General features: G+C 60.2%; 22 protein-coding genes. 16 read left to right on the plus strand and 6 right to left on the minus strand.

Annotation, left to right across the window (positions count from 1 at the left end; translation table 11 throughout):
* From HF327_RS01690 to HF327_RS01730, 9 genes are read left to right on the plus strand one after another with little or no spacing between them, the layout of a single operon-like run.
* Positions 1 to 1,359 carry an efflux transporter outer membrane subunit gene (locus tag HF327_RS01690; protein ID WP_169106682.1) on the plus strand — a complete coding sequence of 453 codons (1,359 nt, stop codon included), beginning with the start codon at positions 1 to 3 and terminating at the stop codon, positions 1,357 to 1,359.
* On the plus strand, positions 1,356 to 2,504 hold the full coding sequence (locus HF327_RS01695; RefSeq protein ID WP_169106585.1) for an ABC transporter permease: 1,149 nt from the start codon (positions 1,356 to 1,358) through the stop codon (positions 2,502 to 2,504). The genes HF327_RS01690 and HF327_RS01695 overlap by 4 nt, the downstream gene beginning before the upstream one ends.
* Before the next feature lie 10 nt (positions 2,505 to 2,514).
* On the plus strand, positions 2,515 to 3,270 hold the full coding sequence (locus HF327_RS01700; RefSeq protein WP_169106586.1) for an ABC transporter ATP-binding protein: 756 nt from the start codon (positions 2,515 to 2,517) through the stop codon (positions 3,268 to 3,270).
* 3 nt (positions 3,271 to 3,273) lie between these two features.
* Complete coding sequence (locus HF327_RS01705; RefSeq protein WP_169106587.1) at positions 3,274 to 4,209, plus strand: HlyD family secretion protein; 936 nt, start codon at positions 3,274 to 3,276, stop codon at positions 4,207 to 4,209.
* Entirely contained in the window at positions 4,202 to 4,915 is a 714-nt protein-coding gene (locus HF327_RS01710; protein WP_169106588.1) for an MtnX-like HAD-IB family phosphatase, read from the plus strand. The genes HF327_RS01705 and HF327_RS01710 overlap by 8 nt, the downstream gene beginning before the upstream one ends.
* Positions 4,912 to 5,823: an alpha/beta hydrolase gene (locus tag HF327_RS01715; protein WP_169106589.1), complete on the plus strand. Its 912-nt coding sequence runs from the start codon at positions 4,912 to 4,914 to the stop codon at positions 5,821 to 5,823. The genes HF327_RS01710 and HF327_RS01715 overlap by 4 nt, the downstream gene beginning before the upstream one ends.
* Entirely contained in the window at positions 5,813 to 6,181 is a 369-nt protein-coding gene (locus HF327_RS01720) for an EamA family transporter (RefSeq protein WP_169106590.1), read from the plus strand. Before HF327_RS01715 ends, HF327_RS01720 begins: the two co-directional genes overlap by 11 nt.
* A 1-nt stretch (position 6,182) precedes the next feature.
* Positions 6,183 to 6,572: a DMT family transporter gene (locus HF327_RS01725; RefSeq protein ID WP_169106591.1), complete on the plus strand. Its 390-nt coding sequence runs from the start codon at positions 6,183 to 6,185 to the stop codon at positions 6,570 to 6,572.
* Between the two features lies 1 nt (position 6,573).
* Entirely contained in the window at positions 6,574 to 7,788 is a 1,215-nt protein-coding gene (locus HF327_RS01730) for a DegT/DnrJ/EryC1/StrS family aminotransferase (RefSeq protein WP_169106592.1), read from the plus strand.
* Positions 7,789 to 7,865: 77 nt separating this feature from the next.
* Here HF327_RS01730 and HF327_RS01735 read toward each other — a convergent pair whose 3' ends face one another.
* From HF327_RS01735 to hutC, 6 genes are all read right to left on the minus strand, one after another.
* A complete protein-coding gene (locus HF327_RS01735) occupies positions 7,866 to 9,179 on the minus strand; it encodes an SAM-dependent methyltransferase (RefSeq protein ID WP_169106593.1) in 1,314 nt (437 codons plus the stop codon).
* A gap of 44 nt (positions 9,180 to 9,223) precedes the next feature.
* Positions 9,224 to 10,123, minus strand: coding sequence for a hypothetical protein (locus HF327_RS01740; protein ID WP_169106683.1), 900 nt, complete (start codon positions 10,121 to 10,123; stop codon positions 9,224 to 9,226).
* Entirely contained in the window at positions 10,123 to 11,184 is a 1,062-nt protein-coding gene (locus tag HF327_RS01745) for a GNAT family N-acetyltransferase (RefSeq protein WP_169106594.1), read from the minus strand. Before HF327_RS01745 ends, HF327_RS01740 begins: the two co-directional genes overlap by 1 nt.
* 156 nt (positions 11,185 to 11,340) lie before the next feature.
* Complete coding sequence (locus HF327_RS01750; RefSeq protein WP_099739784.1) at positions 11,341 to 12,714, minus strand: aspartate aminotransferase family protein; 1,374 nt, start codon at positions 12,712 to 12,714, stop codon at positions 11,341 to 11,343.
* A gap of 158 nt (positions 12,715 to 12,872) precedes the next feature.
* On the minus strand, positions 12,873 to 14,783 hold the full coding sequence (recQ, locus tag HF327_RS01755; RefSeq protein WP_169106595.1) for a DNA helicase RecQ: 1,911 nt from the start codon (positions 14,781 to 14,783) through the stop codon (positions 12,873 to 12,875).
* A gap of 139 nt (positions 14,784 to 14,922) precedes the next feature.
* Positions 14,923 to 15,657 (minus strand): histidine utilization repressor, encoded by a 735-nt coding sequence (gene hutC / locus HF327_RS01760; RefSeq protein ID WP_236024003.1) that lies wholly within the window; start codon positions 15,655 to 15,657, stop codon positions 14,923 to 14,925.
* A 205-nt stretch (positions 15,658 to 15,862) separates the two neighbouring features.
* Between hutC and HF327_RS01765 the strand changes: the two genes are divergently transcribed.
* The 7 genes from HF327_RS01765 to HF327_RS01795 all read left to right on the plus strand — a co-directional run bounded on the left by HF327_RS01765 (position 15,863) and on the right by HF327_RS01795 (position 25,530).
* Positions 15,863 to 17,251, plus strand: coding sequence for an FAD-binding oxidoreductase (locus HF327_RS01765; protein WP_169106596.1), 1,389 nt, complete (start codon positions 15,863 to 15,865; stop codon positions 17,249 to 17,251).
* An 11-nt stretch (positions 17,252 to 17,262) separates the two neighbouring features.
* Positions 17,263 to 18,072: an N-formylglutamate deformylase gene (gene hutG, locus HF327_RS01770; protein ID WP_236024004.1), complete on the plus strand. Its 810-nt coding sequence runs from the start codon at positions 17,263 to 17,265 to the stop codon at positions 18,070 to 18,072.
* A 47-nt stretch (positions 18,073 to 18,119) separates the two neighbouring features.
* Complete coding sequence (gene alkB, locus HF327_RS01775; protein WP_169106598.1) at positions 18,120 to 18,773, plus strand: DNA oxidative demethylase AlkB; 654 nt, start codon at positions 18,120 to 18,122, stop codon at positions 18,771 to 18,773.
* Between the two features lie 100 nt (positions 18,774 to 18,873).
* Positions 18,874 to 19,950 carry a homocysteine S-methyltransferase family protein gene (locus tag HF327_RS01780; protein WP_169106599.1) on the plus strand — a complete coding sequence of 359 codons (1,077 nt, stop codon included), beginning with the start codon at positions 18,874 to 18,876 and terminating at the stop codon, positions 19,948 to 19,950.
* Between the two features lie 130 nt (positions 19,951 to 20,080).
* Positions 20,081 to 21,259 (plus strand): Fe-S oxidoreductase, encoded by a 1,179-nt coding sequence (locus HF327_RS01785; protein ID WP_169106600.1) that lies wholly within the window; start codon positions 20,081 to 20,083, stop codon positions 21,257 to 21,259.
* Positions 21,260 to 21,589: 330 nt separating this feature from the next.
* Positions 21,590 to 24,265: a M66 family metalloprotease gene (locus HF327_RS01790; RefSeq protein ID WP_169106601.1), complete on the plus strand. Its 2,676-nt coding sequence runs from the start codon at positions 21,590 to 21,592 to the stop codon at positions 24,263 to 24,265.
* A gap of 275 nt (positions 24,266 to 24,540) precedes the next feature.
* Entirely contained in the window at positions 24,541 to 25,530 is a 990-nt protein-coding gene (locus HF327_RS01795; RefSeq protein ID WP_169106602.1) for a porin, read from the plus strand.
* The last annotated feature ends 126 nt before the right edge of the window (positions 25,531 to 25,656 follow it).

Consider the following 25,656-nt stretch of genomic DNA (forward strand, 5'->3'; position numbering starts at 1 on the left):
ATGTCATTGCTGGCAGGGTGCGCTGCGCCTATTGAGGTGCGACTGGATTCGGGTGCGCCAGCGCAATGGCAGCAAGCATCTGCCCAAAGAGCGAGCAATTCCGAGCTGGCGCAATGGTGGCGGGGCTGGAATGATCCGGCGTTGAATGCGCTGGTCGATGAGGCGTTGGCCCAGAATCTCGATGTCGCCCAGGCCGTTTTGCGGCTGCGTCAGCAGCGTCTGCTGGCGGATACGGCGGGCTCGGCATTCTTGCCTGCCGTTGCTGTTGGTGCGCGCACGCTTCAGGACATCGCGGCAGTTGATACCTATTTCCATGCCAGCATTGATGTGAGCTGGGACTTGGGTCTGTTTGGTGACGCAGAAGCCGCGCGCCGCTCCGGCTCGGCGAGCGTGCTGGATGCTGCTGCGCAGTTGCACGCAGCGCGGGTGGCCTTGGTGGCGGATGTGGTTCATCGCTATCTCGACATCAGACTGGCCCAGATTCAACGCAATCTGGCGAAAAAGCAGTTGCAACAAGCACAACGGCAACTGCAGCTGCTAGAAATTCGCCGTGATCAACGCCTGACGGATACCCAGACACTGGAGCTGCAGCAATTGCAGCTGCGCACCCAGGAGGCGCAGCTGGCTTTGTTGAACGAAAGCCAGAAGCGCGCAGCCCATGCATTGGCAGCCCTGCTGGGGCGAGATCGCCCTGAGTTGCAATGGTTGCAGTCCAAGGCTGATGCAGCGTTGCCCACTTTGCAGGCCTTAGAGGTGCTGCCAGCCGATTTGCTGCGCAAACGTCCTGATATTCAAAGTGCTGAAGCCGCTGTAGAGCAGGCCGCTGCCGAAGTGGGTGTGGCCCGCGCCGCTCTTTACCCGCGCCTGATGCTGACGGGTTCGCTGCTGTACTCATTCAACATCACCCGCAATCACCGCTCGACTTCGGACTCCATCCCCATGCTGGGCCCGCAGATTGATATTCCGCTGTTTGACTGGAGCCGCCGCCGTGCGGTAGCCGATGGCAAGGAGCTGGCGCTGCAGTCCAGCATCAAGGCCTATCGTCAGGCTGTACTCATTGGCATCGCTGAGGCGGAAGGCTCGTTAGCTGCAGTGGCTGCCCAGCAGCAGCGACAGCAATCATTGCTCGCTGCTCAGCAAATTCACCAATCGCGTGATAAAGCGCAGGCGGTGCGTCAGCAACTGGGCCTGTCCAGTGATCTGGCCGGTGCGGAAAATGCACGTGCCAGCTTGCAGTTGCAAAGCGAGATGGCAACGGCCAAGGCTGCCGAGGCACTGGCTTATGTCGCACTTTACAAAGCCGTGGGTGCGGCGCCACTGGATCCCGTCGTTATTCAGACTGCCGAGGTGAAGCCTTGATTGCGCTGGCACGCAAGACGCTGATTCATGAATGGCGGCGCTTTGTCCCATCGGTGTTTGCCGTGGGATTTTCAGGCGTTCTGCTGGCCATGCAGGCCGCGCTGGTGCTGGGGATTTTTGGCTCAGCTGCGGTTTATGTGACGGCCTCATCGGCCGACCTATGGGTTGGCTATCCGGGCACGCAGAGTGTCAACTTCGGCCGCAACATTGGTAGTGATGTGGAAATGCGCTTGCGCATGGATCCTGAAGTGGAGGCTGTGGAGCCTTATGTCTGGGTCGATGGCGATTGGCGCGCTCGCACCCGCGCACAAGGCGCTGCAGGCGGTGGCGTTTCAGTCTATTTGTCGGGCATCAGCGCGATGGATCAATCCATGATGTTCACCAAGGTGCTTACTTCCTGGCAGCGTCAGCTGCTGCGCGAGCCGGGTGCCGTGATTGTGGATCGCGCTGATCTGGGCACATTGGGTGCGCAAGAAGGCAGCGTTGCCTGGATCAACAACCATGCGGTGAAGATTGTGGCGGCCGTCGATGGCCTGCGTGGACTGGGCGGTGTCAACGTTCTGGCTTCGCTCAGCACGGCACGCGAGATTGCAGAAACTACCGCGGTAAACGGCAGCACCTATTTTGTGGCCCGCCTCAAACCGGGCGCCAAACCGCAAGAGGCTCAGCGGCGCTTGAGTGAAACCGGCAGCAGCTTTGGCCCTTATGAGGTGTGGACTGCCGACGCCTTTGCCAGGCGCTCGCAGCGCTACTGGATGCTGGACACCGGTGCTGGCGCTGGCGTGCTCTTTATGGCCGTCATCGTGTGTCTGGTGGGTGCAATTGTGACCAGCCAGTCGCTGAAGGCCGTGGTTGCCGGTTCAGCACGTGAATATGCTGTGCTTAATGCACTGGGCGTCAGCCGTGCATCGCTGGGCCGTGTGGTGGTCGAGCAGGCCTGCTGGATCGGCGGTCTGGGCTTTGTGCTGGCGGCCTTGACCAGCGTTGTGCTGCTGAGCGTTGCCGCAACCTATCGTGTGCCGGTGGCGCTCAATATGGCGGCGGTGCTTGCCTGCGCCATTCTGATCGCGGTGCTGTCCCTGCTGTCCGGTTTGGGCGCGATGCGCAGCTTGTTGCGTGCCGACCCGGCCACCTTGCTGCGTTGAGGGTGCAAGCATGCACGTCATGACGAACGAACGACTCCATACCCCGCCTGCGGCGAATACGGCTGCTCCCAGTCTTGAGGCCGTGAGTCTTGAAAAATCATTTGTCTCCGGCATCGTTCAGGTGCATGTCCTGCAAGGGCTTTCTGTCAGTCTTCAACCCGGTGAGCTGAGCCTGATTTCGGGTCCATCAGGTTGTGGCAAGAGCACCTTGCTGTCGCTCATGTCCGGTTTGCAAAAGCCGGATGGTGGCCGTGCCATGGCGCTGGGGCAGGACTTGGCAAAGATGAGCATTGGCGCACTGGAAAAATTTCGCCTGCGCCATACCGGCTTTGTCTTTCAGGGCTTCAATCTGTTCCCCGCACTGACAGCGCTGGAGCAGGTTCAGCTGCCTCTGGGCTATATGGGTCTCAAGAACGGAGAGACACTGCGCCGCGCCAAGGATGCGTTGGATGAAGTTGGCTTGTCGCACCGCAGTCATATGCGTCCCGCGCAACTCTCCGGTGGTGAAAAGCAGCGCGTTGCGATTGCCAGAGCCATTGCCAAGCAGCCCCAGCTTTTGTTTGCCGATGAGCCCACTAGCGCACTGGATGCGGAAAGTGGCCAGCGTGTCATTGATCTGCTACACCGTGCGGCCCGCAGCCATGGCACGACGGTGCTGTGCGTCAGTCATGACCCACGGCTGGTGCGCCACGCCGATCGTGTGCTGGGCATGGAAGACGGCGCTATCCGCAGCGACTGGCGCCAGAACAGCCCCATCAAGGAATAATTCATGAACCGTAGCCCATTGTGTTTCAGCCTCAGTTCGGGTGTGCCGCTGCTTGCGGCGGCTCTGCTGTTGCTGGGTGGGTGCTCGCCAGCGCAGGATTCTGCATCGCCCGCTTCTGTTGCTGCTGCGCAGGCCAGGCCGCAAAGTCAGGTCGCCGTTGCCCGCGGCAAGATTGATGTGGAGGGCGGTTTGCTGGACCTCGCATCACCTGCCGCTGGCGTGGTCCAGCAGTTACTGATCAAGGAAGGCCAGAGCGTGCAAAAGGGCCAGGTCTTGCTGCGCTTGGCCGATGATGCCGCCCGCGCCGATCTGGCCGTCGCCGAATCGGAGCAGCAACTGGCGCAAACCAAGCTCAAGGCCAGGCAAGAGCGTTTGCCGGCACTCAAGACAACGCTGACGCGCTGGCAGGCTGCAGCCAAGCAAGGTGCGGCCGATTTACAGAATGTGGATGAAGCCGCCCAGTCTCTGCGCGATGCGCAGGCTGAAGTGGATATTGCCGCCGCCGAAGCATCCGTGGCCAAACACAAGGTCGAGCAGCTGCGAGCCTTGCAACAGCGCCACGAGTTGCGTGCACCGGAGGCCGCCACCGTCATCCGCTTGACGGCACACGCCGGCAGCATGCTGCAAAGCGGCAGCCCTGTGGCGGTGCTGCTACCCCAGCGCCCGCTGATCGTGCGTGCTGAAGTCAACGAGAGCTTTGTGGCTGCTATTCGTGAGGGCATGAAGGCCCAAGTGGCCGTGGATGGCGACGGCGGTGCAAACAAGTTTGAATTTCCATCGGCCACGGTGTTGCGAGTCAGCCCTGTCTACGGCCCGGCGCGCCTGCAGGATGACACCCAGCGCGGCCCGGTACGAGTGGTCGAATCTGTGCTGGTGTTTGACCAGCCGCCTGTCAATGCCAAAGTAGGTCAGAACGTGAGGGTCAGCTTCCATGAATAAGCGAATTCAAATTCTTCCTTCATCCAATGGCACAGCTTTGACGGGCTGGATGGTGCAAAGCGATTTTGACGGCACCATCAGCCTGCTGGATGTGACGGACACCTTGCTCAACCGCTTTGGCAAGCCGGGCTGGCAGGAACTGGAAGACGCCTGGGAGCGTGGCGACATCGGCTCACGCGAATGCATGAAAGGTCAGGTCGCCTTGCTGGACATGAGCGAGGCCGAGCTGCAGACCCACCTGGATACGATTGAGATTGACGGGCACTTCATTCGCTTTGTGCAAGAAGCCAAAGCGCTGGGCATCAAGGTTCAGGTCGTCAGTGACGGCATCGACTATGCCATTCGTCATGTGCTCGAACGCAATGGTCTGGGTGATCTGGAAGTCATTGCCAACCATCTGGTGCAAACCGGCGAGCGCAGCTGGCGCCTTGACTCTCCCTGGGCCAGCAATCATTGCGCACGCGCCAGTGGCAACTGCAAGTGCGAACGCCTGGCAGAGCAACAGGCCGACCATGGTCGCGTGCTCTATATCGGCGACAGCACCTCAGATTTTTGCGTCTCTGGCAAGGCCGACTTTGTGCTGGCCAAGTACAAGCTCATCGCCTATTGCGAGAGCAATGGCATTGCCCATGCGCGATTTGAGCATTTTGGTCAGGCGACTCAACTGCTCGAGCAAGTTGTTTTCGGTATGGAGCAAGTGGCATGAGTGCTGCCGATGGTCTGATTCAGGCGCAGCAAAGCTCTTTGCAGGAGGTTTGCCTGACGCCGAATGAGTTCGTCATGCCCGGCGAAGGCCCGAATGCGCGCATTGGCGTGCTGCTGATTCATGGCCTGACGGGAACTCCTGCCGAGATGCGATTACTGGGGAAGGGCTTGAACAAACAAGGCTTCACCATCTACGGCGTGCAACTGGCGGGCCACTGCGCAGCGATGGAAGACCTCGTGGCATCGCGCTGGACGGACTGGCTGCGCAGTGTGGAGTCTGGCCTGCTGCGCTTTGGCAGGCATGTCGATCATGTCGTGGTTGCGGGGCTGTCCATGGGTTCGCTGCTGTCGCTGGCAGCCGCGCAAAAACACCCGGACAAGGTAGCGGGTGTGGGCGCGTTGTCGACCACCTTTCGCTATGACGGCTGGAGCATTCCTTCATACACGCGGCTTGCATTCTTGCTGCCGCTGTTCCGTCTGCTGGGTATTGGCCGCAACAGCGTATTCATGGAAGCACCGCCTTACGGCATCAAGGACGAAGCTCTGCGCGCCCGCATTGTGGAGCAGATGAACAGTGGCGACAGTTCTGCCGCTGGCCTGCCCGGAAACCCGTGGTGGAGTGTGATCGAGCTGCGTGCACTGTCGGCCCATGTGATGAAAAACCTGCCGCAGATGCGTTCGCCCTGTCTGGTTCTGCACGCCAGGGAAGACGATATTTCCTCGGTCAGCAATGCCCATGACATTGAGCGAATTGCCGTGAACTCGCATGTGGAATTGGTGCTGCTGGACAACTGTTATCACATGATCACCATCGATCGTGAGCGACGCACCGTGATCGCCAAGCTGAACGAATTCATAGAGCGCATTGCCCATGCCGCAGCGCCTGCCAGGGGTGTGAATGGGCAGTGATCTCTCGCCGTTGGTGGTGACGCTGTGGGTGCTTAATGTGTTGGTAGACAGCGGCGGTCAACTCGCCTTCAAGGCCGCAGCCAGTGAGCCGGGTGCGCGCGATGGCATGGAGCGCTGGCGCTTCATGCTGGCCCGCCCCTGGTTGTGGGTAGGCATTGCCTGCTATGTGGCTGAGTTTGTGGTCTGGCTGGCGTTTTTGTCGCTGGTGCCACTGTCGGATGGGGTGTTGCTGGGCTCCATCAACATCGTCGCCATCATGATTCTGGGCCGGGTTCTGTTCCGCGAAAAACTCGCTCCCATGCGGGTTGTGGGCATTGTGCTGGTCTCCATCGGTGTGGCCATAGTGGGACTGCATTGAGATGAAGCGTTTCTACATCATTGGCTTTCTGGTGCTCATGGCATTTGACACGCTGGCGCAGCTGAGTTTCAAGATGGCCGGAGAGTCCGCCTTGCCGCTGGAGTTCTCCCCCGCATGGCTGGTTCGCGTGTTTGGTCAGCCCTGGATTTATGGTGCCTTTGTCGGCTATATCGGTGCCTTTTTTACCTGGATGAGCCTGCTCAAACACGCTCCCATCGGGCCCGCTTTTGCCGCTTCGCATCTTGAGATTATCTCGGTGCTGGCACTTTCGTACTGGCTGTTCAACGAGCCCATTGGCTGGTCGCAAATCATCGGCTGTCTGTTCATCGTGGCGGGCATCATGTGTCTGGCCGTGAGCGAGACCCCTGAGGCGGCAGAGCAGACGAGCTGAGATGCGCGAAATCACGGTTCCTCCTACGGCAGGCTTGCCGCTGCAATGGGCTGATCTGCTGCCCTGGGGCGCGGGTGATTTTGCAGAGCAACTGGCCACATGGCTGGGCGTGCACCGCGTGCAGCTCGAGTGCTCTGGCACCTCGGCGCTGATGGTGGCTTTGCGCAGCCTCAAGCGGCTCAGGCCAGAGCGCAACGAAGTCATTGCACCCGCCTACACCTGCCCATTGGTGGCACTGGCCATTGCGCAATGCGGGCTGCAGCTGCGTCTGTGCGATCTGCGGGTGGATGCGCTGGATATGGATGCAGCTTGCCTGCACCTGCTTTGCAGCAGCAAGACGCTGGCCGTGCTGTCCACGCATCTTTGTGGTCGTGTGGCCGATGTGGATGCCGCGTTGCAATGCGCCCGCGATGTGGGTGCCTATGTGATTGAAGATGCTGCGCAAGCCTTGGGTGCACGCAGCAATGGGATGTCTGTTGCGCTCAAGGGCGATGTGGGTTTTTTCAGCCTGGCCGTGGGCAAGGGCCTGAGCACGTTTGAAGGCGGCGTGCTCATCACGCGTGATGCCGTGTTGCGCGACGTGCTGAGTGCCGTGGGTGCAGATACGAAATTCAATCTTTGGTGGGAGCTGCGCCGCAGCGTTGAGCTGCTGGGCTATGCCGCGCTCTATCGCCCGGCAGGTCTGCGCATGGCTTATGGCAAGCCACTGGAGCAAGCCTTGTCTCGCGGCAACTGGGTGGAGGCCGCGGGGGATGATTTTGATGACTTCATTCCGCAGCACCGCCTGGGGGCTTGGCGGCAGGCCGTCGGCTCAAAAGCTTTGCGGCGCCTGAGCGCTTTTCAGCAGCAGACCGCTGAGCAAGCCAAAGCACGCGTGGCCCAGCTACGCGCTTGCGGGCTGGAGGTGCTGGACGATATCGCCGCAGATTCGCAAGGCGTGTGGCCGGTGATCTTGCTGCGTCTGCCCAGTCAGAAAGCCAGAGATGCCGCGCTGCAAGCCCATTGGGGGGATGGCAGCGGGCTGTCTCTGCCCTTTGTCCATGTGCTGCCCGACTATGGGTGCTACGACCATGTACTGGATGCCGCGCGCCGTGATGATGTAAGCCGGGCGAGAGACTGGGCGCAACGCTTGCTGGCCATCAGCAACAGCCCGTGGCTGGATGATGTGCGCTTTGCGCGTGTGCTGGCGAATATTCAGGCTGCCACGCAGGGCTGAGGCTCATTAAAAACAATAGCTGCTTGCACCTGATAAAGCTAAAGTACAGATAAGAAACGCTTTGAAATCAAGATATTTCAAGCGCTATTCGCTTTGATTTTTGCAGCGCCCGCCATTTTGGGAGCTGCCATGCTCTGCGCTGCTTCCAGGTGCCTGAGGGCGTCTTCGCGCTTGTGCATGTAATCGCGCGTCAGTGGCACAGCCTCTTGTCTGCGGCTCAGCTGGACCTGAAAAATGGCAATGTCCTGATAGCGGAATGCCGACTCTGACATGGACAGATAAAACTCCCACATACGGCAAAAACGCTCGTCATAAAGCGCTGCAGCCTGTGCCCTGCGGGCCATGAAACGCTCGCGCCACAAGCGCAGCGTCTGGGCATAGTGCAGGCGCAGAACCTCTATGTCGCAGATCACCAGGCCCGAGCGCTCGATAGCTGGCGTGAACTCCGACATGGACGGAATATGGCCGCCCGGAAAGATGTAGCGCTCAATCCACGGATTATTGAAATCCGGCACATCGCTGTTGCCGATGAAGTGCAGCAGCATGACGCCATCATCGCTAAGCAGTTCGTGGCACTTGCGGAAAAAGGCGTCGTGGAACCCGGTCCCTACATGCTCGAACATGCCCACCGAAACAATGCGGTCGAACGAACCATGTTCTTCGCGATTCATGTCGCGGTAATCCTCCAGCCGGTACTCCAGTTTCTCGGCGTGAGTGGATTGAGATGCCTTGTGCTTGGCACCCGCAAGCTGCTCGGTGGATAGCGTAATTCCGGTGACATGCGCCGCCCCGGCCACCTCGGCCAGATAGCGCGAGAGGCCGCCCCAGCCGCAGCCTATGTCCAGCACGCGCTGGCCTGGCTCAATCAGCAGCTTGGCGGCGATATGTCGTTTCTTGGCGAGCTGGGCGGTTTCAAGATCTTCATCGCCCTGCTCAAAATAGGCACAAGAATACTGACGTTCGCTATCCAGAAACAGCTGGTACAGGCGGTCGTCCAGATCGTAGTGATGGGCCACATTGGTGCGAGACTTGCTGCGCAGATTGTTCTGCAGCAGGGGCCGCAGCTTCATGCGCCAGGCATCCAGCATGCGTACGGTGGCGCTGACCGGGGCATGCTGTGCATGGCGCAGAAGCAACTCCAGCACGTCGTACACGCTTCCCTTTTCGACCAGCAGGCGCTCCTGCATGAACATCTCGCCAAAGTTCAGGTCGGGGTCGCGCAGCAGTGCAAAGATGGCGCGTTGGTCGGTAAAGCGTATGCCGGCCCGAGGCTGGCCATCGTCGCCAAAGAGCAGTGCCTTTCCGGATGGAAGAGTGACTTCAAGCCGTCCCGTTTTGACCAAGGGTTCAAATGCATGTCGCAGCAATTTTTCGGTCAACCGGTCCAGCATGTCAGCTCCTTGAGCGAGGCGTTGAAAGGTATCGGTGAAGCGCTCTAACTTGTGCTGCTGGCTGCAATCCGCTGCACCAGCCGTTGATTCAAACCATGCTGTCCAGCCTGCCAGGCAGCCAGCGTCTCGACATCAATCTGCGTGTCCTGACCGTCGCCTGCGCTCATCAGGCGCTTCCACCACGTGGAATAGTGCCATGACGATACATCGCCGGTAATATCACTTCCGATGATCTGCCCGCGCAGTGCATCGACCAGGTCCATGGCCTGTTTTTCAAGCATCTGGCCCTGATCCCAGTTGGTGCGCACCACCTCGGCTGCGAAGACGTCTTTGTCAATGCTCAGATAGGTGTCCTGCGGCCATTCGCTCATTTGGAGTGACAGTGCCTGTACCAGCTCGGCGATGCTTGAAAAACTGCGAAATGCCTTGCTGGCACCGATTTTTTTCGCCCAGCTGGTGTTAACGCCACAGCTCCAGTAAGTGAGCTTGCCAGCCCGTAGTGGACGCAGGTAGTTTTCCCAGGCGTGACTGGAACCAATGTCCTGCGAGGTGATGCCCGCCACATGCACTTGCGATACCGCTGGGTGCATGGCCACGCGCCGCACCCAGGAGCCGCAATGCACGCCCCAGGGGAAACGCATATTGTCTGGATGGTTGTCCAGCACCAGTACGCGCAGCGGGTTCTTGGGCGTGAAACCTTGCTGCGCAATACAGCGCTCAATCAGCGGCCAGCTCAGGTGGTGAAAGTCACCGCTGCCCATGAGTACCGTGCCATGCAAGGGAGGGAGCTTGTCGTGCATGGCGGCAGTAAAGCGTTTGAAGCTGCGCAGGCCGCAGCCAAAGCGCACGAGCTCTTGCCAGCCGGTCAGCGGCAGGCGCCGTTCATGACTGAGCGGGCCGACCGATCCATCGACGTCCAGCACAACGGGTGGGGGGAGTGGCATCATGCTTTTGGGCCCCATTGGCTATCGTTTTCAAACAGCTTGGAAAAACGTCTTCCCAAGGCTCGCAGCACAGGGTTGCGGATGAAGACCAGGTGCTGCGTCATGGTGAAGCTGGCACCTAGCTGGGCCTTGACCTCGGGGTCGGTCCAGCCCGCCACATAGTGGCTGAGGCCGCGTTGCAGTGCATATTCGAGATTGACCATCCAGCTTACAAAATAGAGATTGGCTTCACGGGCTGCCGGGTAGGACATGCCAATATATTTGTCGATCAGTTTGCCGCCATGTTCAAAGCATAGATTCCAGCCCAGCAAGGCACCACTTTCAAGAGCGCGGTATTCAAAGACAATGCCGCCGTTGCCTCCATCGCGAAGCAGGTCGGCAAAGAAAGCGCGCGTGAGCTTGTCGAAGTGAATTTCGCTTTGCATATACACGGCATCAAACAGCGTGTAGTAGGTATCCACACGTGCCTCATCAGCAAATGCCGCGCCGGTGGGAATACGTTCTATGGTCAGCCGATCGCGGCTTTTGAGTTTGCGCTTGAGACTGCTTCTGCGGTTTTTGGAAAGGCCCGCCAGATACGCATTAAGACTGGCAAAAGTGATGGGCACATAAGCCAGCGCCTGCCCTTCCAGCGCAATAAAACCTTGCTTGGAAAGCGCTTGAGCGACTTCTCTGGAGAAGCGGTTTTCGTTTTCAGAAAGCAGCGATGATGTCTGCGGCAAATCCTTGACGATGGTCAGCAGAGTGCGGCCGGCCATGGCGCGTAATTGCTGCGCCAGTGTGCTTGCCGTAACGCCTTGAGGCAGCAGCGCATACTCGCTGACCGTGGTGCCGATAAAGTCGGTTTGCAGCGTGAGCTTTGAATGCAGCCATGGGCCGCCCGGTAACGACAAAAGACGCGCCTTGAGCGCGTCATCTGCGGTGGTCAGCAAGTCAAATGGTGCGGTGAACGCGGGCGCCGGACCGTGGTTCAGCAGCGTGAATCCTTCGGGGGGGTGCTGGGTAAATTGCTGCAGCAGTCCGTCAGGCTCCAGCTGGTTGCGCAAACTTTGCGATGCCATCGCGCTCATTACTGTGTTGAAAATTCCATCATGCCAGCGCAGCAGGCATGCCCCGAACCAGACAGGCAAGGCAAGAGCCGCCTCGCAGCGAAAGCGTTGTCCCTCCCGCGTGGCGAATGCCAAGCGAGAGAGGGGGAGGCCAAGCCGCTCAGTGGATTAGCCCTTTTTCGCCTTGGTCAGCAACTGATCCAGCAGTGCCATGGCTTCGTCGATTTCGGGGCGAGAAATCATCAGCGAAGGCGCGAAGGTAATCACGTTCTTGTAGTAGCCGCCCACGTCCAGCACTAGGCCGCGCTTCTGGCCTTGGTATTCCAGACCACCTTCAAGGCCGATGTCCACCATTTTGTCCAGCAGCGCCTTGTTGGGCGTGAAGCCGTCTTCGGTGCAGATTTCGGCGCGCAGTGCCAGGCCCATGCCGTCCACATCGCCGATTTCCTTGTGGCGCTTTTGCAGCTCTTTCAAGCCTTCGAGGAAATAGGCACCTGATTCGCACACCTGGCGACCGAAGTCCATTTCGTGCGTCATGCGCATCACTTCCAGACCCAGAGCCGTGCCCAGAGGGTTGGAGGCGAAGGTGGAGTGGGTGGATCCCGGTGGGAACACGGTGGGGTTGATCAACTCTTCACGGGCCCACAGGCCGGACAGTGCGTTCAGACCGTTGGTCAGTGCCTTGGCGAACACCAGCACGTCGGGCTTGATGCCGAAGTTTTCCACAGACCACAGCTTGCCCGTACGCCAGAAGCCCATCTGGATTTCGTCGACCACCAGCAGCACGCCGTGGTCATCCAGCACCTTTTTCAGACCGGTGAAGAAATTGGCAGGAGGAATGACGTAGCCACCGGTGCCCTGAATGGGCTCAATGTAGAAGGCTGCGTATTCGCACTGGTTGGTCTTGGGGTCCCAGACCGCGTGATATTCGTTCTCGAACTTGCGGGCAAATTCACGCACGATCGAATCTGCATACTCCTCAGCGGTCATGCCCTTGGGACGACGGAAGGGGTAGGGGAAGGGGATGAATTGAGCGCGATCGCTGAAGTGGCCGAAGCGGCGGCGATAGCGGTAGCTGGAGGTGATGGAAGAAGCACCCAGCGTACGGCCGTGGTAGCCACCTTCAAAGGCAAACATCAGACTCTTGCCGCCGGTGGCATTGCGCACCACTTTCAACGAGTCTTCAATGGCTTGTGCGCCGCCCACGTTGAAGTGCACGCGGCCGTCATTGCCCCATTTGCTCTTGGCGTCTTCGGCGATGAACTTGGCCAGTTCAATCTTGGTCGGGTGCAGGTACTGACTTGCCACCTGGGGCAGCTCTTGCAGCTGCTCGATCATCTTTTGCTCAAGACGCTTGTTCTTGTAGCCGAAGTTGACGGCCGAATACCACATCTGCAGATCGAGGTAGGCGGTGCCTGAGTCGTCGTACATATAGCTGCCATCGCAGCCTGTGAAAATCTTCGGGGGATTGACGTAGTGGACGGTGTCGCCAAACGAGCAGTATTTGGCTTCGTCAGCCAGCAATTGGGCAGTATTGATCACAGCAGAAAATGCTCCGCAAAAAGGAATCCGGTAAACGGTATGCGGCTGCAGTGTGAGGCTGCAATATTTCCGGGCTGTCGAGCATTTGTGTGGGAATTGTGGAGATGTCCAAGTCGGCACAACTTGGATAGCGCTGGCGCTGATACCAGTGCCGTGGCTTAGCCCAGAGCCACCACGCGCAGTACCTCGGCTCCATACGCATCCAGCTTTTTGGCACCCATGCCACTCACCCCTTGCAGCTCCTGCAGCGACTGGGGGTTGAGTTCGGCAATCGATGCCAGCGTGGCATCGTGGAAGATCACATAGGCCGGCAGATTGTGCGACTTGGCCACCTCGGCGCGCCAGGCCTTGAGGTTGATGAAGCGCACTTGCGCATCTGGCCCCAGGTTGATGGCGGCTGCATTGGCAGCAGACTTCTTGCTTGGTTTTTTGCTGCGTGATGCGGCAACGGCTTCGCGCAACTGCACCTGCACCTCGCCCTTGAGCACAGCGCGGGAGCCTGCGGCCAGGCACAGGGTGTCAAACACATGGCCGCTGTTTTCGCTCACCACCTTGTGCAGGCCCAGTGCGCCTGTCGCCAGCAACTGGCGCATCACGGCTCGCAGCTGTGGCTCTGAGTAATCCTTGCCAATACCGAAGGTGGAGACTTTCTCGTGGCTGAACTGGGCCACCTTGTCGGTTTCTTTACCGCGCAGCACATCCATGATGTGGCCAGCGCCATAAGTCAGGCCGCTGGCTTCATGCACGCGGAAAATGGTGGACAGCAGCTTGCGCGCAGCGTCCGTACCATCCCAGAGCGCAGGCGGCTCCAGACAGTTGTCGCAGTTGCCGCAATGGGTGCGGCCCACGGCCTGCAGCGGCTTGCCGTCCAGACTGGGTTCCTGCCCATATCGCTCGCCAAAATAGGCCAGAAGGCGTATGCGGCGGCAGTCTGTGGCCTCGGCCAAGCCCAGCAGCGCATCCAGCTTGCCGCGCATGACTTGCTTGAACTGCTCTTCTGCCGGGCTCTCGTCAATCATGCGGCGCTGGTTGACCACATCGCTGAGGCCATAGGCCATCCACGCATCGGCAGGCAGGCCATCGCGGCCCGCGCGGCCGGTTTCCTGGTAGTAGCCTTCGATGTTCTTGGGCATGTCCACATGGGCCACAAAGCGCACATCGGGCTTGTTGATGCCCATGCCAAAGGCAATGGTGGCGCACATCACCACACCTTCTTCGCGCAAAAAGCGGTCTTGATGGTTCTGGCGCATTTCCTGCGGCAGACCGGCGTGATAGGGCAGAGCGTTGATGCCGCTTTGCGCCAGCGTCTGCGCCAACTCTTCCACGCGCTTGCGCGACTGGCAATAGACCACGCCTGCTTCGCCCTCATGCTCGCGTTCAATGAAACGCAGCAACTGGTTGGTGACGTCTTTTTTCTCGGCAATCTTGTAGCGGATATTGGGCCGGTCAAAGCTGCTGATGAAGTGCTGTGCGGCTTCCAACTGCAGGCGTTCGATGATGTCGGCGCGCGTCAGCGCATCCGCCGTGGCCGTCAGCGCAATGCGCGGTACGCTGGCAAAGCGCTGGTGCAGCACCGTGAGGGCGCGGTATTCGGGGCGGAAGTCGTGGCCCCACTGGCTTACGCAATGCGCCTCATCGATCGCAAACAGGGACAGTTTGCCTTGCGCCAGCAGATCATCCAGCAGGCCCAGGAAGCGCGGCGTGTTCAACCGCTCTGGCGCGACGTACAGCAGGGTGATGTCGCCGCTCTGCAGGCGCAGCTCTACTTCCTGTGTTTCGTCGTAGCTGAGGGTGGAATTCAGAAAGGCGGCGCTGATGCCTGCCTCGTGCAGCGCACCGACCTGATCGTGCATCAGCGCAATCAGCGGCGACACCACGATGGTCACCCCATGGCCCAGTTGCTGGCGTGCAATGGCTGGCACCTGATAGCACAGCGACTTGCCGCCGCCCGTGGGCATGAGCACCAGTGCATCGCCGCCGTTGATGACATGCGAGACGATGGCCTGCTGGGGGCCTCGGAATTGCTCGTAGCCAAAAACGGCTCGCAGAATGGATTGCGCGGAAGACACCGGGTACTCTTGAATTTGTAGCTGATAACGCTTGTTGAATAAGGGCTATATGCCCATTTATTCACTAACAACAAGCGTCAAAAATATGCTCTATTGTGCGCCGCACTCTGGCGTGGCGCACAAGCCGGGTTATGCGCAATCAGGTCGCCGGGGCGATGGTGGAAGGTGAGAAATGCGCATCCAGCTCGTACAGGTCGGCCGGGTAGGTCAGGCGCACAAAGGTGATGGGCAACTGGCCCGTCCAGGTGCGGCGGTCAATCACCAAGCAGGGGAAGCCGGGGGCAATCGCCAGCCGGGTGGCATTTTCCTCGCTCGCCGCTTCGGCGCGGATGCGGTGCTCGGCCGAGCTCCACGGCACATGGTTTACCATCCACGAGCTGGGGCTGTGCTCGGTAAATGATTCGTGCTCGGCGTCGGGTACAGATTCAAGGTTGATCAGGCGGTCTTCTATGCAAAAGTGCCGTTGCCCCGCCATGTGCAGGCACAGCACATGGACGATAGGGCCTGGCTTGTCCATGCGCATGGCTTCCATGTCATCGCGCGTGCTTCGCCGCTGCTTGCGGCTGAGCAACTGGCTGGAGTACTCCAGTCCCATGCCCAGCACCACCTGGCGCAGATCGGGAATTTCCAGCACGGCCGAACTGGTGTGCGGGCGGGTGACAAAGCTGCCCGCTTTGCGCTTGCGCTCCAGCAGGCCGGCCTGAACCAGCTTGTTCAGTGCCTTGCTCACCGTCATGCGTGAGCATTCGTAGTGAACTGTCAGCTCCATCTCAGAGGGGATACGGTAGCCGGGCGGCCAGCGGCCACTGAGAATGTTTTGCTCAATCTCGGTGAGAATTTTCCCGTGCAGCGACATGGAAGAGTGTGTGACCATGGGTTGGATTACACCAGCAAATTCGGGTCTGTTGCTATAGGGGTGCAAAGTTGCAGCAGATCAGGGATTAAGTATTTCCCAGTGCGTGAGGCCTGTGTCTACCGCGCACAATCGAGACATCCCCCTCGTGTCAACACGCTCCCCGCGAATACTCAGGCCATGGCCCGCCGATCAAGGCGCAGCGCGGCGGCGTGAAAGGTTGCTGATGTCCCAAGAACAATTGATTCAAGAACTGATTTCCACCCTCGGTGCCGACGTGGTGCTGCGCGGCGCCGATGTGCCGGAGCGCTACCAGACAGACTGGAGCGGCACGCCGCCCCAGCAGCCGCTGGCGCTGGTGCGCCCGCGCACCACTGAGGAAATCAGCGCGGCGCTACGCCTGTGTTCGGCGCACAAGGTGGCGGTGGTGCCGCAAGGCGGCATGACCGGGCTGGCTGGCGCTGCCACACCCACACAGGGGACAGTGGCACTGTCGCTTGACCGCATGAACAGCATTGAAGACATCAACTCCCAGACGGGGCTGATGCAGGTGCAGGCTGGGGTGACGCTGCAGGCCGTGCAAGAAGCGGCGGTGGCGGCAGGCATGGTGTTTGGCGTGGATTTGGGGGCGCGTGGCAGCTGTCAGATTGGCGGCAATGTCTCTACGAATGCCGGTGGTAACGGCGTGCTGCAGCACGGCATGATGCGCGAGCAGGTACTGGGGCTGGAGGTCGTGCTGGCCGATGGATCGGTGCTGCCCATGTTGCGCCCCATGATCAAGAACAACACGGGCTACGACCTCAAGCAGTTCTTTATCGGTGCTGAAGGCACGCTGGGCATCATTACCCGCGTTTTGCTGCGCCTGCGCCCCGCGCCCAAGGCCACGGCCACCACGCTGGTCGCCATGCCTGACTTCGACACCGCGCTGGCTGTGTTGGGGCGCATGCAATCGCACTTTGGCAATAGCGTGGCGGCGTATGAGCTGATGTGGGACAGCTTTGTACAGGCCTCACTTTCCTGGCTCAAACTCTCGGCCCCGTTTGCTGAGCGCCACCCCATGCTGGCGCTGATCAATGTGGATGGCAAGGACGAGGCGCAGCTGCAGGACGATATCCAGCAAGTGCTGGAAGAAGCCATGGAGGCGGGCGAGGTGCTGGACGCCATCGTCGCCCAGTCTGTGGCGCAGGCCCAGCAGCTGTGGAAGCTGCGCGAAGCCCCGGCTGAGCTCAACAACCATATGCATCCGGCCATCAACTTCGACGTCAGCCTGCCGCAGGCCGATATTGGCCGTTTTGCTGATGCCTGTGAAGCCGCATTCACGGCGCGCTGGCCGCAAAAGCATTCGCTGTACTTCGGCCATGTGGGCGACGGCAATCTGCATGTGTCTGTGGATGGTGCCACTGTGAATGGCGAGTGCGATGCCGTAGAGGCCGAGCTGTACCGGCTGGTGGGCGAGTTCAAGGGCAGTGTCTCGGCCGAGCATGGCATTGGTTTGCACAAAAAACCGTACCTGAGCAACAGCCGCAGCCCTGCCGAAATGGCCGCAATGCGAGCCATCAAGCGGGCGCTGGACCCACTGGGGTTGATGAACCCCGGCAAGGTGTTCGAGCTGTGATGAGTGCACCTATGCCTTCTTTTCTCTTTCACCAGGGCCATGCGCCGCTGCTGGTCTCCATGCCGCATGCCGGTACCCATGTGCCCGGTGACATTGCGGCCAAGCTCACGCCCGAGGGGCGCGAAGTGCATGACACCGACTGGCATATGCCAGCGCTCTACGACTTTGCCAAGGCGCTGGGTGCTTCCATCCTCGTTGCCACGCATTCGCGCTATGTGATCGACCTGAACCGCTCGCTAGACGAAGCCAGTCTCTACCCCGGCCAGAGCGTGACGGGGCTGTGTCCTGTAGATGGTTTTGATAGCAAGCCGCTCTATGCCAGCAAGGCGGGCGAGCCTGATGATGCAGAGATCGCGCGCCGCCGCGAGCTGTACTGGCAGCCCTACCACGCGCAGTTGCGCGCCGAGCTGGACCGCATCAAACGCCTGCATGGCGTGGCCATGCTGTGGGATGCGCACAGCATTCGCTCGGTACTGCCACGCTTTTTTGAAGGCAAGCTGCCAGATATGAATTTGGGTACAGCTGACGGAAAGAGTTGCGATGCGGCACTGGCCCAGGAGCTACTGGACATTGCGCAGCAGTCACCCGGCCACACCAGCGTGCTCAACGGCCGCTTCAAGGGCGGCTACATCACGCGCCACTATGGTCAGCCTGAGCAGGGCTTCCACGCCGTGCAGCTGGAGATGACGCAGTCCAGCTATATGCAGGAGCAGATGCCTTTCGACTACCTGCCTGAAACAGCCGCGCGCATTCAGCCCACCATGCAGCGCCTGCTGCAGGCCGTGCTGGCGTTTGCGCAAAGCCAGGACCGCGCCGCCTAAGCCTGCAGTTTCATTGTTGCCACTATGCCTTGGGCGATGATGTAGCCATGAGCCTGCCGTTGTTCGAGACCGAAGCCCAGCCGCCCGAAATCATCGATAAGGGCGCTGTGCTGCTGCGCGGCTTTGCGGCCGCTTCAGAGCTTCGCTGGATGGGGGCTGTCCAGGCCTTGCAGGCGCATGCCGCATTCAGGGTCATGCAGGTGCCTGGCGGTAAATCCATGTCGGTGGCGATTACCAATGCCGGTGACTGGGGCTGGATATCGGATGTCAACGGCTACCGCTACAGCGCCGTCGATCCTCTGACTGACAAGCCTTGGCCTGCCATTCCCGTTTTTCTGCATGAACAGGCTGTGGCCGCCGCTGCTTCTGCCGGTTATCCCGGCTTTGCGCCGGATGCCTGCCTGATCAACCGCTACCAGCCAGGCACCCGCATGGGCTTGCACCGCGATCAGGATGAGGCGGACTTTGCGGCCCCTATCGTCTCCGTTTCACTGGGCCTGCCCTGCACCTTTCTCTGGGGCGGATTGGCGCGTCAGAACCCCGTCAAGCGTCTGGTTCTGACCCATGGTGATGTGCTGGTGTGGGGCGGGCCTACGCGGCTGGTGTTTCATGGCGTCAGCCCGCTCAAGGAAGGGTTGCATCACCTGCTGGGCAGCGAGCGCTGGAACTTGACCTTTCGCATGGCCAAGCGCGCGCTCTGAGTCTCGCTGGCCGGCAGGGTATCCATCTGCATAGGCGATGCCCGGCCGGCAATGCCCGGCCGGCCTGCAGACCCTGCCAGCTTTCCTACAATGGCGGTCTATGAGCCAGCTGCACACCACCCCCGCCTACACCCGAGCCCAGGACCTGCCCGCCACGCTTGCCAAGCGACTTGTCATTCTGGACGGTGCCATGGGCACCATGATTCAGCGTTTCAAGCTGGGCGAGGCCCAGTACCGTGGCCAAGGCTATGCCGGTGCCGATGGTGCGGGCGACCGCTTCACGGACTTTGCCTACGACGTCAAGGGCAACAACGAGCTGCTGTCGATTACTCGTCCCGATGTGATCAGCGACATCCATGAAAAATATCTGGCCGCGGGCGCCGATCTGATCGAGACCAACACCTTTGGTGCGACCACGATTGCGCAGGATGACTATCACATGGCCGATCTGGCCTATGAGATGAACCTGAAAAGCGCCCAGCTGGCCCGCGCGGCTTGCGACAAGTACAGCACGCCGGATCACAAGCGCTATGTGGCGGGTGCTCTGGGCCCCACGCCCAAGACCGCATCCATCAGCCCCGATGTGAACGACCCTGCGGCGCGCAATGTCACGTTTGAATCGCTGCGCAAAGCCTATCTGGAGCAGACGCTGGCACTGATCGAAGGTGGCGCTGACGTGATTCTGGTCGAGACGATTTTCGATACCCTGAACGCCAAGGCCGCGCTGTTCGCGGTGGATGAAGCGTTTGAGCAAACCGGCCAGCTGCTGCCCATCATGATCAGCGGCACGGTCACTGATGCCTCGGGCCGTATTTTGAGCGGCCAGACCGTGACCGCCTTCTGGCACAGCGTGCGCCATGCCAACCCCCTGTCGATTGGCCTGAACTGCGCTTTGGGTGCCACGCTGATGCGCCCCTATGTGCAAGAGCTGGCCAAGGCCGCGCCTGATACCTTCATCAGCTGCTACCCCAATGCCGGCCTGCCCAACCCCATGAGCGACACCGGCTTTGACGAGACGCCCGAGATCACCAGCCGCCTGGTGCATGAGTTCGCGGCCGAAGGTCTGGTCAACATCGTGGGCGGCTGCTGCGGCACTACGCCTGACCACATTGGCGCTATTGCCCAGGCGGTGCAGAGCACCACCACGCGCAAGCTCTTCTATCCGGCTGAAGCCTGATTTCAAGCCAAACAAGGCTCAAGCGCTTATGCATCAAGCGCTTGAAGCTCTGTTTTTGATAGTCGATTTAGCCGATTGGCAGGGCGGCACAATGGCGCAATCCCTGTTTTGCGATTGACTCCGGACTGCCATGACTGAGCCCCTGCGCCCCATCACCCCCGTATTGCCGGTTTCTGTCCCTACGGGGCAGGCCCAGGTCGCTGCGGGCGCGCTGGCGGCGGTTCCTGCTGCCGCTTTGCCCGCTGCGGGGCAGGTGCAGCCCACGCCCGCAGCACCTGTGACGAGCAGCGTGCAATGGTCAGCGCAGACCTTGCAAAACCTCAAGCTGCAAGCCTTTGAGCATTTGATTGCCCAGCTGGCCCTGCAAATTCAAGGCAGTCCCGGCGCACCTGCGGCCACATGGCCCACGCAGGGTCTGCCTGCGGCCACGCAACAGTTTTTGCAAAACCTGCTGGCGCAGATTCAGGTCACGGTGCAAGGCCAGACTCAGCCCTTGCAATTGCTGGCCGGGCAGCAGGGCTCTGTGGCGTTGATGCAGGCGCTGGTTCAGGCGGCCTCAGCGCAATCAGGTTCGACTTCGCCCAGCGTCATCCCACCCAGCTCGGCCTTGCAAACGGCGGCAGCACTGTCGCCCACGGCGGCCGCCGCACTGGAGCAAGCGGGCCGCAGCCCTGCAGACGCCACAACTGCCCCGCGCCTGCCACTGCTGCAAAACTGGCTGGTGCAGCAAGGCACGCTGGTCACCCCGCAAGGCGAGCGCGGCTTTTCGCTGACGCTGCAAGTGCCTGCCGCATGGGCGCAGGCTGTGGGGGGCGCTGCGCCTTCTCCCTCTCTTTCACCTTCTGCCAGCCCTGCGCAAGGCATGGCTCCCATGCGCTTGCCGGTGGCTGAGCTGTCTGCACTCTCCAGTGGCCCGCTGGCGCTGGTCTTGCAGCCGCAAGGGCCTGCTGCAGGTGCGACCTCAGGGCTTGCTACCAGCGCGCTGCTCTGGCTGGAGCTGCAACCTATCAGCGCCGCCGCAGCGCAATCGACACCGGCTCAGCTGGCTGGTCTGCCGCTGGCCATGCCTGCCCCCGCGCTGGCGCAAGAGGTGCAGCAACTGCTGCAAAACAAGTCAGACCCTTGGCTGATGATGGCGGCCGCGCAGGCAGCCAATGCATTGCCCATGCCGCGCCGCAATAGTGAGCACCGCTCGCATTTGTGCATGACGGAAGGTTGCCAGTATCAAGGGCTGGCCCCCTGTGCCCAGCCGTTTTGCAGCGAGATGAATCGCATCTGGACAAGCTCGCGCATGGCAGCTCCTGCCTGACCTGCACCCTGATCGAAATCGCAGCGGTATTTCCAGGCGCTTGCAGTGATTTTCATCAAGTAACTCAGGAAAAGATTGCTCTTGTTTTTAATCGACACCGAGCAAAAGTATCTATCTGTAACTTTGTTACATGGATTTTCAAATAACACCTGATTTTTCAGATTTTGAAATAAAAGCGCTTCCTAGAATCCCCGGCTTTATAAGAAGAGGGATCTCATGCAACACCGATTTAATGCGGCTTTGCTAGGCGTGGTCATGACGGTTTTGGCCGGATGCGGAGGAGGAGAGAATGGAAACTTGGTTTCACAACCGCCAGTTGACAATGGCGGTTTGCCCAGTATTCCCCCAGCTGTGATTCCACCTGCAGAGGGCGGTGACAGCGGCGGAAGCAGCGGCGGTGACAATGGTGACGGTGCTCTTCCCCCTGTCGTGGTCGACCCTTATCCAGAGCCCTTAGGCGGAAAATACGCCTCGCTCAACGCCTTGGGCTTTTACGACCGCGACAAGACCGGTCAAGTCCGTCCCGTCAGAAACGACCTGGGAGGCAGCTTGCCAGCCATGGTGCAGTTTGCCCAGAGCCATACGGTGGATCCAAGCGGCAATACCGCCAAGCACATGCCCACGCTGACCAGCGAGCGCGAGGCCTTGCTGCTGGTCACGCCAGATCTTGCATTGAAGGATGTGGAAGAGCTTGCGGTCTCGGTTAGCGTGAGCGGACTCAGCGTGGGTACGCTGAAAATGCGTCATCCCAACGAGATATTCCGCTCGGACTACAACAACAGCGATGGCCGCCCCGACTATGTGTATTCACGCCGCGCCTGGTCTGCGGTACTGCCCTGGGACTGGGTCAAGCCGGGTCTGGAGTTGCGCGTCAGCGATGCTCAAGGCCGCACCGGTACGCTGACGGCGAATGCCATCGAGTTCGCAGCACCGGCGGAGCTGGTGGTGCACAGTATTGAACTGGGAATGTTGACCGATCCGCCATCAAATGCCGAAGGTCACTGGTTTCTCAATCAACCAGCCAAGGCTGCGACGGACTACTTCCAGACCGTGCCCTTGGCCAAATTGACGGCGGCCTATTACGAGACCATGCGACTGAGCCAGGTCATGGTGGCCAACGGGGTCATTTACGACACCGCCAGCGCGGCGAATGGAGACCTCTATCGCGGGGATATGCGCGAGAACACCGCCAAGTCCACCTTCAGCACCGGCATCAACCTGGCCAACTTTGGTGTGACCAGCTCAGGCATGGAATCGCAACATCAGCCCCAGGTCTTCCAAAGCGCGGTGGCCCACCATGCGCGTGGCCTGTATGCGAACGGTGTGCAGGGCCACGGGCTCAGCGGCGGCAACGGCATACTCACCTTGTACGACACCAAGGGCAATGAGTTCAGCCATGAGATCGGCCATCACTACGGCCTGGGCCACTTTCCCGGCGAAAAGGATGGCAATCATTTCTGGTCTGGTCACCACCATGACAGCGGATGGGGCTATATCGGCTACCGCAAGCGCATGCGCGCCAATCTGCACTGGAGCAGAGCCAAGGATGCGGGCTTATGGGGCATGCCGGTGTTTGAGAATACCTATAGCTTTGCCTCGGATGCTATGTCGGGCGGCCACTATGCGAGTGCGCTGTCCGATTACACCCACTACACGGGCTTTAGCACCCAGACCAAGATTCAGCCCAGTCTGGACAAGCCGGTTCTGACCCCGGGCTCTGTCACGGGTTACACCAAGTGGAACGCCAGCACCCGAGCCATGGAGTCCTTCGCTCCGGAGGTGCCAGCGAATCGGCCGACGGATCAGCCGACGGTTTGGTACAACAGCGCCAGCGGCAAGTTTCTCGCGCCTTTGCTACAAGGTGTGCCGGTCATCACCTTGCTGGGAGGGTATGACCCCGAGACCGATAAAGCGCTGATCTATCCCGCAGCGCGCAGCAACTGGGGCAATGTCTTCAATTTTCCGGAGCAGTCTGTTTCCCGGTCGGGAGCGCGCCAATGCTGGCTGGACGTGAGCTTTGCCAGCCGTAGCCCGCAACGCATTGCCGTGGCAGGCGAGCGCATGCAAACCGGCCTTGTCAACAAGCTGCATGTCAATTTTGCGCAGAGTGATCAGCCAACGGAGGCCAAGCTGTCCTGCCAGACCGGCGCTGCCGCTCCCACCTTGCTCTACTCGCTGCCGATTGCGCAGAATCTGCCGGCCATGGCGCCTCCGGTAACGGTAGGCAAGCAAGCTGGCTACACAGCGATTCGCAAGGTGGAGCTGCCTGAGCTGGAGAAGGCTTTGCTGGCACTGGCGGATAAGAAAGTGCTGACACTCAGCAGCTCCGACCAGCTTCTGTATGACAGCTATGCCGAGTACGCGCGTGAGCTTGGGGCCGGCGCCTACCAGCAGTTTGAGCGCTACACCCAGCAAAAACAGAATGCGCAGCGCCTGAATCGCTGGATTGGCGTCTACGCCGACCAGCTGGATCAGTCATCAGCCCAACAGGCCTTGCTGGCCCTCATTCAGAAGCTGGGGCTGGAAAGCAAGCCTTTGATTCCGACCGCTCAGTCCATGCTCATGCCCAACGGCAACTGCATCCAGAAAGTGGGCGCGAATGTGCAAGTGGCGGGTAAGAGCCTGTGCAGCGGCGATACCAACGAACAGTGGATTCTCGACGGTCGTGGCAGCATTCGCAGTCGCGCTGATCTGGGTCTGTGTCTGACGGATCAAGGCGGCAGCAACGCTATCAAGCTTCAGGCCTGTGACATCACCAAGGACAGCCAAGTCTGGGATATCAGTGTTGCCAAGCGCATTGCACGCGGAAATCGTTGCATGGACTTGAATACCGGTCATCTGACCAACAATGTGGGTTCGCTCATCACCTACGGCTGTAACGGCGGCAGCAACCAGCAATGGAATGGGCTGATTGCGGGCGACAGCATGGTCATGACCTTGCTCGATAGCGACAAGGTGCGTTTTTTGGAGCCCTTGTCACGCCTGCAGTCCGATGCTCGGCTCTGACGCCTGCACTGTTGCGCAGGCACAGCAACTGAACGGCTGCTGACGGCGGGCTGGACTCGCGTCAGACCCGTCTTTCATAATTTCAAGCCTGCCCATCCGTTGGGTAGGCCTTGGATTTCATCGCGTAGCCTTCATGGTTCTCGCGCATCAAAATTCCGGCTGCAACTGCAGCCGCCGTCATTTGGAGCTTGCCTCCTGTCCTCTCAACCTGCTTTCTCCGTGGTCTGAGTGCCATGGTACGAAGTCATTTGTTCTTGAAAAGGAAACCCTGCCGCATGCGTCATCGTCATTGGCTGTCTCTCGGTTGTCTCACTGCTCTCCTGTCCCCGCTGCCCGCTGCAGCACAATCCCATGTCAGCATCAACGGCCTAGTTGATGTCGGCATTTATCGCGGCTTTGACGGTACGGCTCAGGCTGGCACGATTCAGCGCAGCAATCTGGCCATTGCCGGCTGGGAAGATCTGGGCGGCGGCCTCAAGGCCACGTTCCGCCTGAGCGCGCGCTTTGATATTGACACCGGGCGCATGGAAGACCAAGGCAGCAAGCCTTTCTGGCATGACGAATCCACGGTCGGACTGCAAGGCGGCTTTGGCCATCTGCGCATGGGGCGCGCCCTGTCGGCCATGTGGTCCCAGGACTGGAAGTTTGACCCCTGGGCCAACTTCAATCGCATCTCCTCTCCTGCCTGGTATCAGTGGCACTACCTCACGCCTACCGACCGTTACAGCAACAACGGCGCGGCCGAATATGGGCGCATGGCCAACGGCCTCTTCTACGACTCGCCGACCTTCGGCGGCTTCACTCTGCACCTGAGCGCCTCGCCGGAGCGCACCGAGGCACCGCTGACCTTGCGTCGCGAAGGCCGTGGCTACTCGGCGTCGCTCAACTATGACTCGGACAGCCTGAGCGGCATGCTGGCCTTTGAGCGCAATGGCAGCGGCGACAGGGACACATTTGCGGCGGCCAAGTACCGCTTTGGCGCAGCCGCCGTCATGGCCGCCTGGGACTACTCGCGCGTGGCTCAGACCGCGCTGTCTGCCAAGGCGGTGACGCTGGGGGCGACTTACCAGGTGGGTGCTACCACGTTGAAGGCCGGCTATGGCCGCCAGACCATGCAGGAGCAGACCAACCACTTTTATTCACTGGGGGCAGACTACGCACTTTCCAAGCGCAGCACGCTGTATGCCAGCATTGGCCGCAAGAGCTATGAGTACGGTGTGGACTCGGGGACTTCGTTTGGCGTGGGCATGGCGCACGCGTTCTGAGGTCGTTCAGCGTCCCCAAGTCCGCTGCCTGCGGCGACTTGGAGCCCCCATGAATGGCCCGCAGCTTTTGTAGGGATTAAATCGGCCAGTTTCTGGGTCGAATCTGCCTTTTTTGAAGGGGCACGC

Source organism: Comamonas suwonensis, from assembly GCF_012844455.2.
In the GTDB taxonomy this organism is placed as follows: Bacteria; Pseudomonadota; Gammaproteobacteria; order Burkholderiales; family Burkholderiaceae_C; genus Comamonas; species Comamonas suwonensis.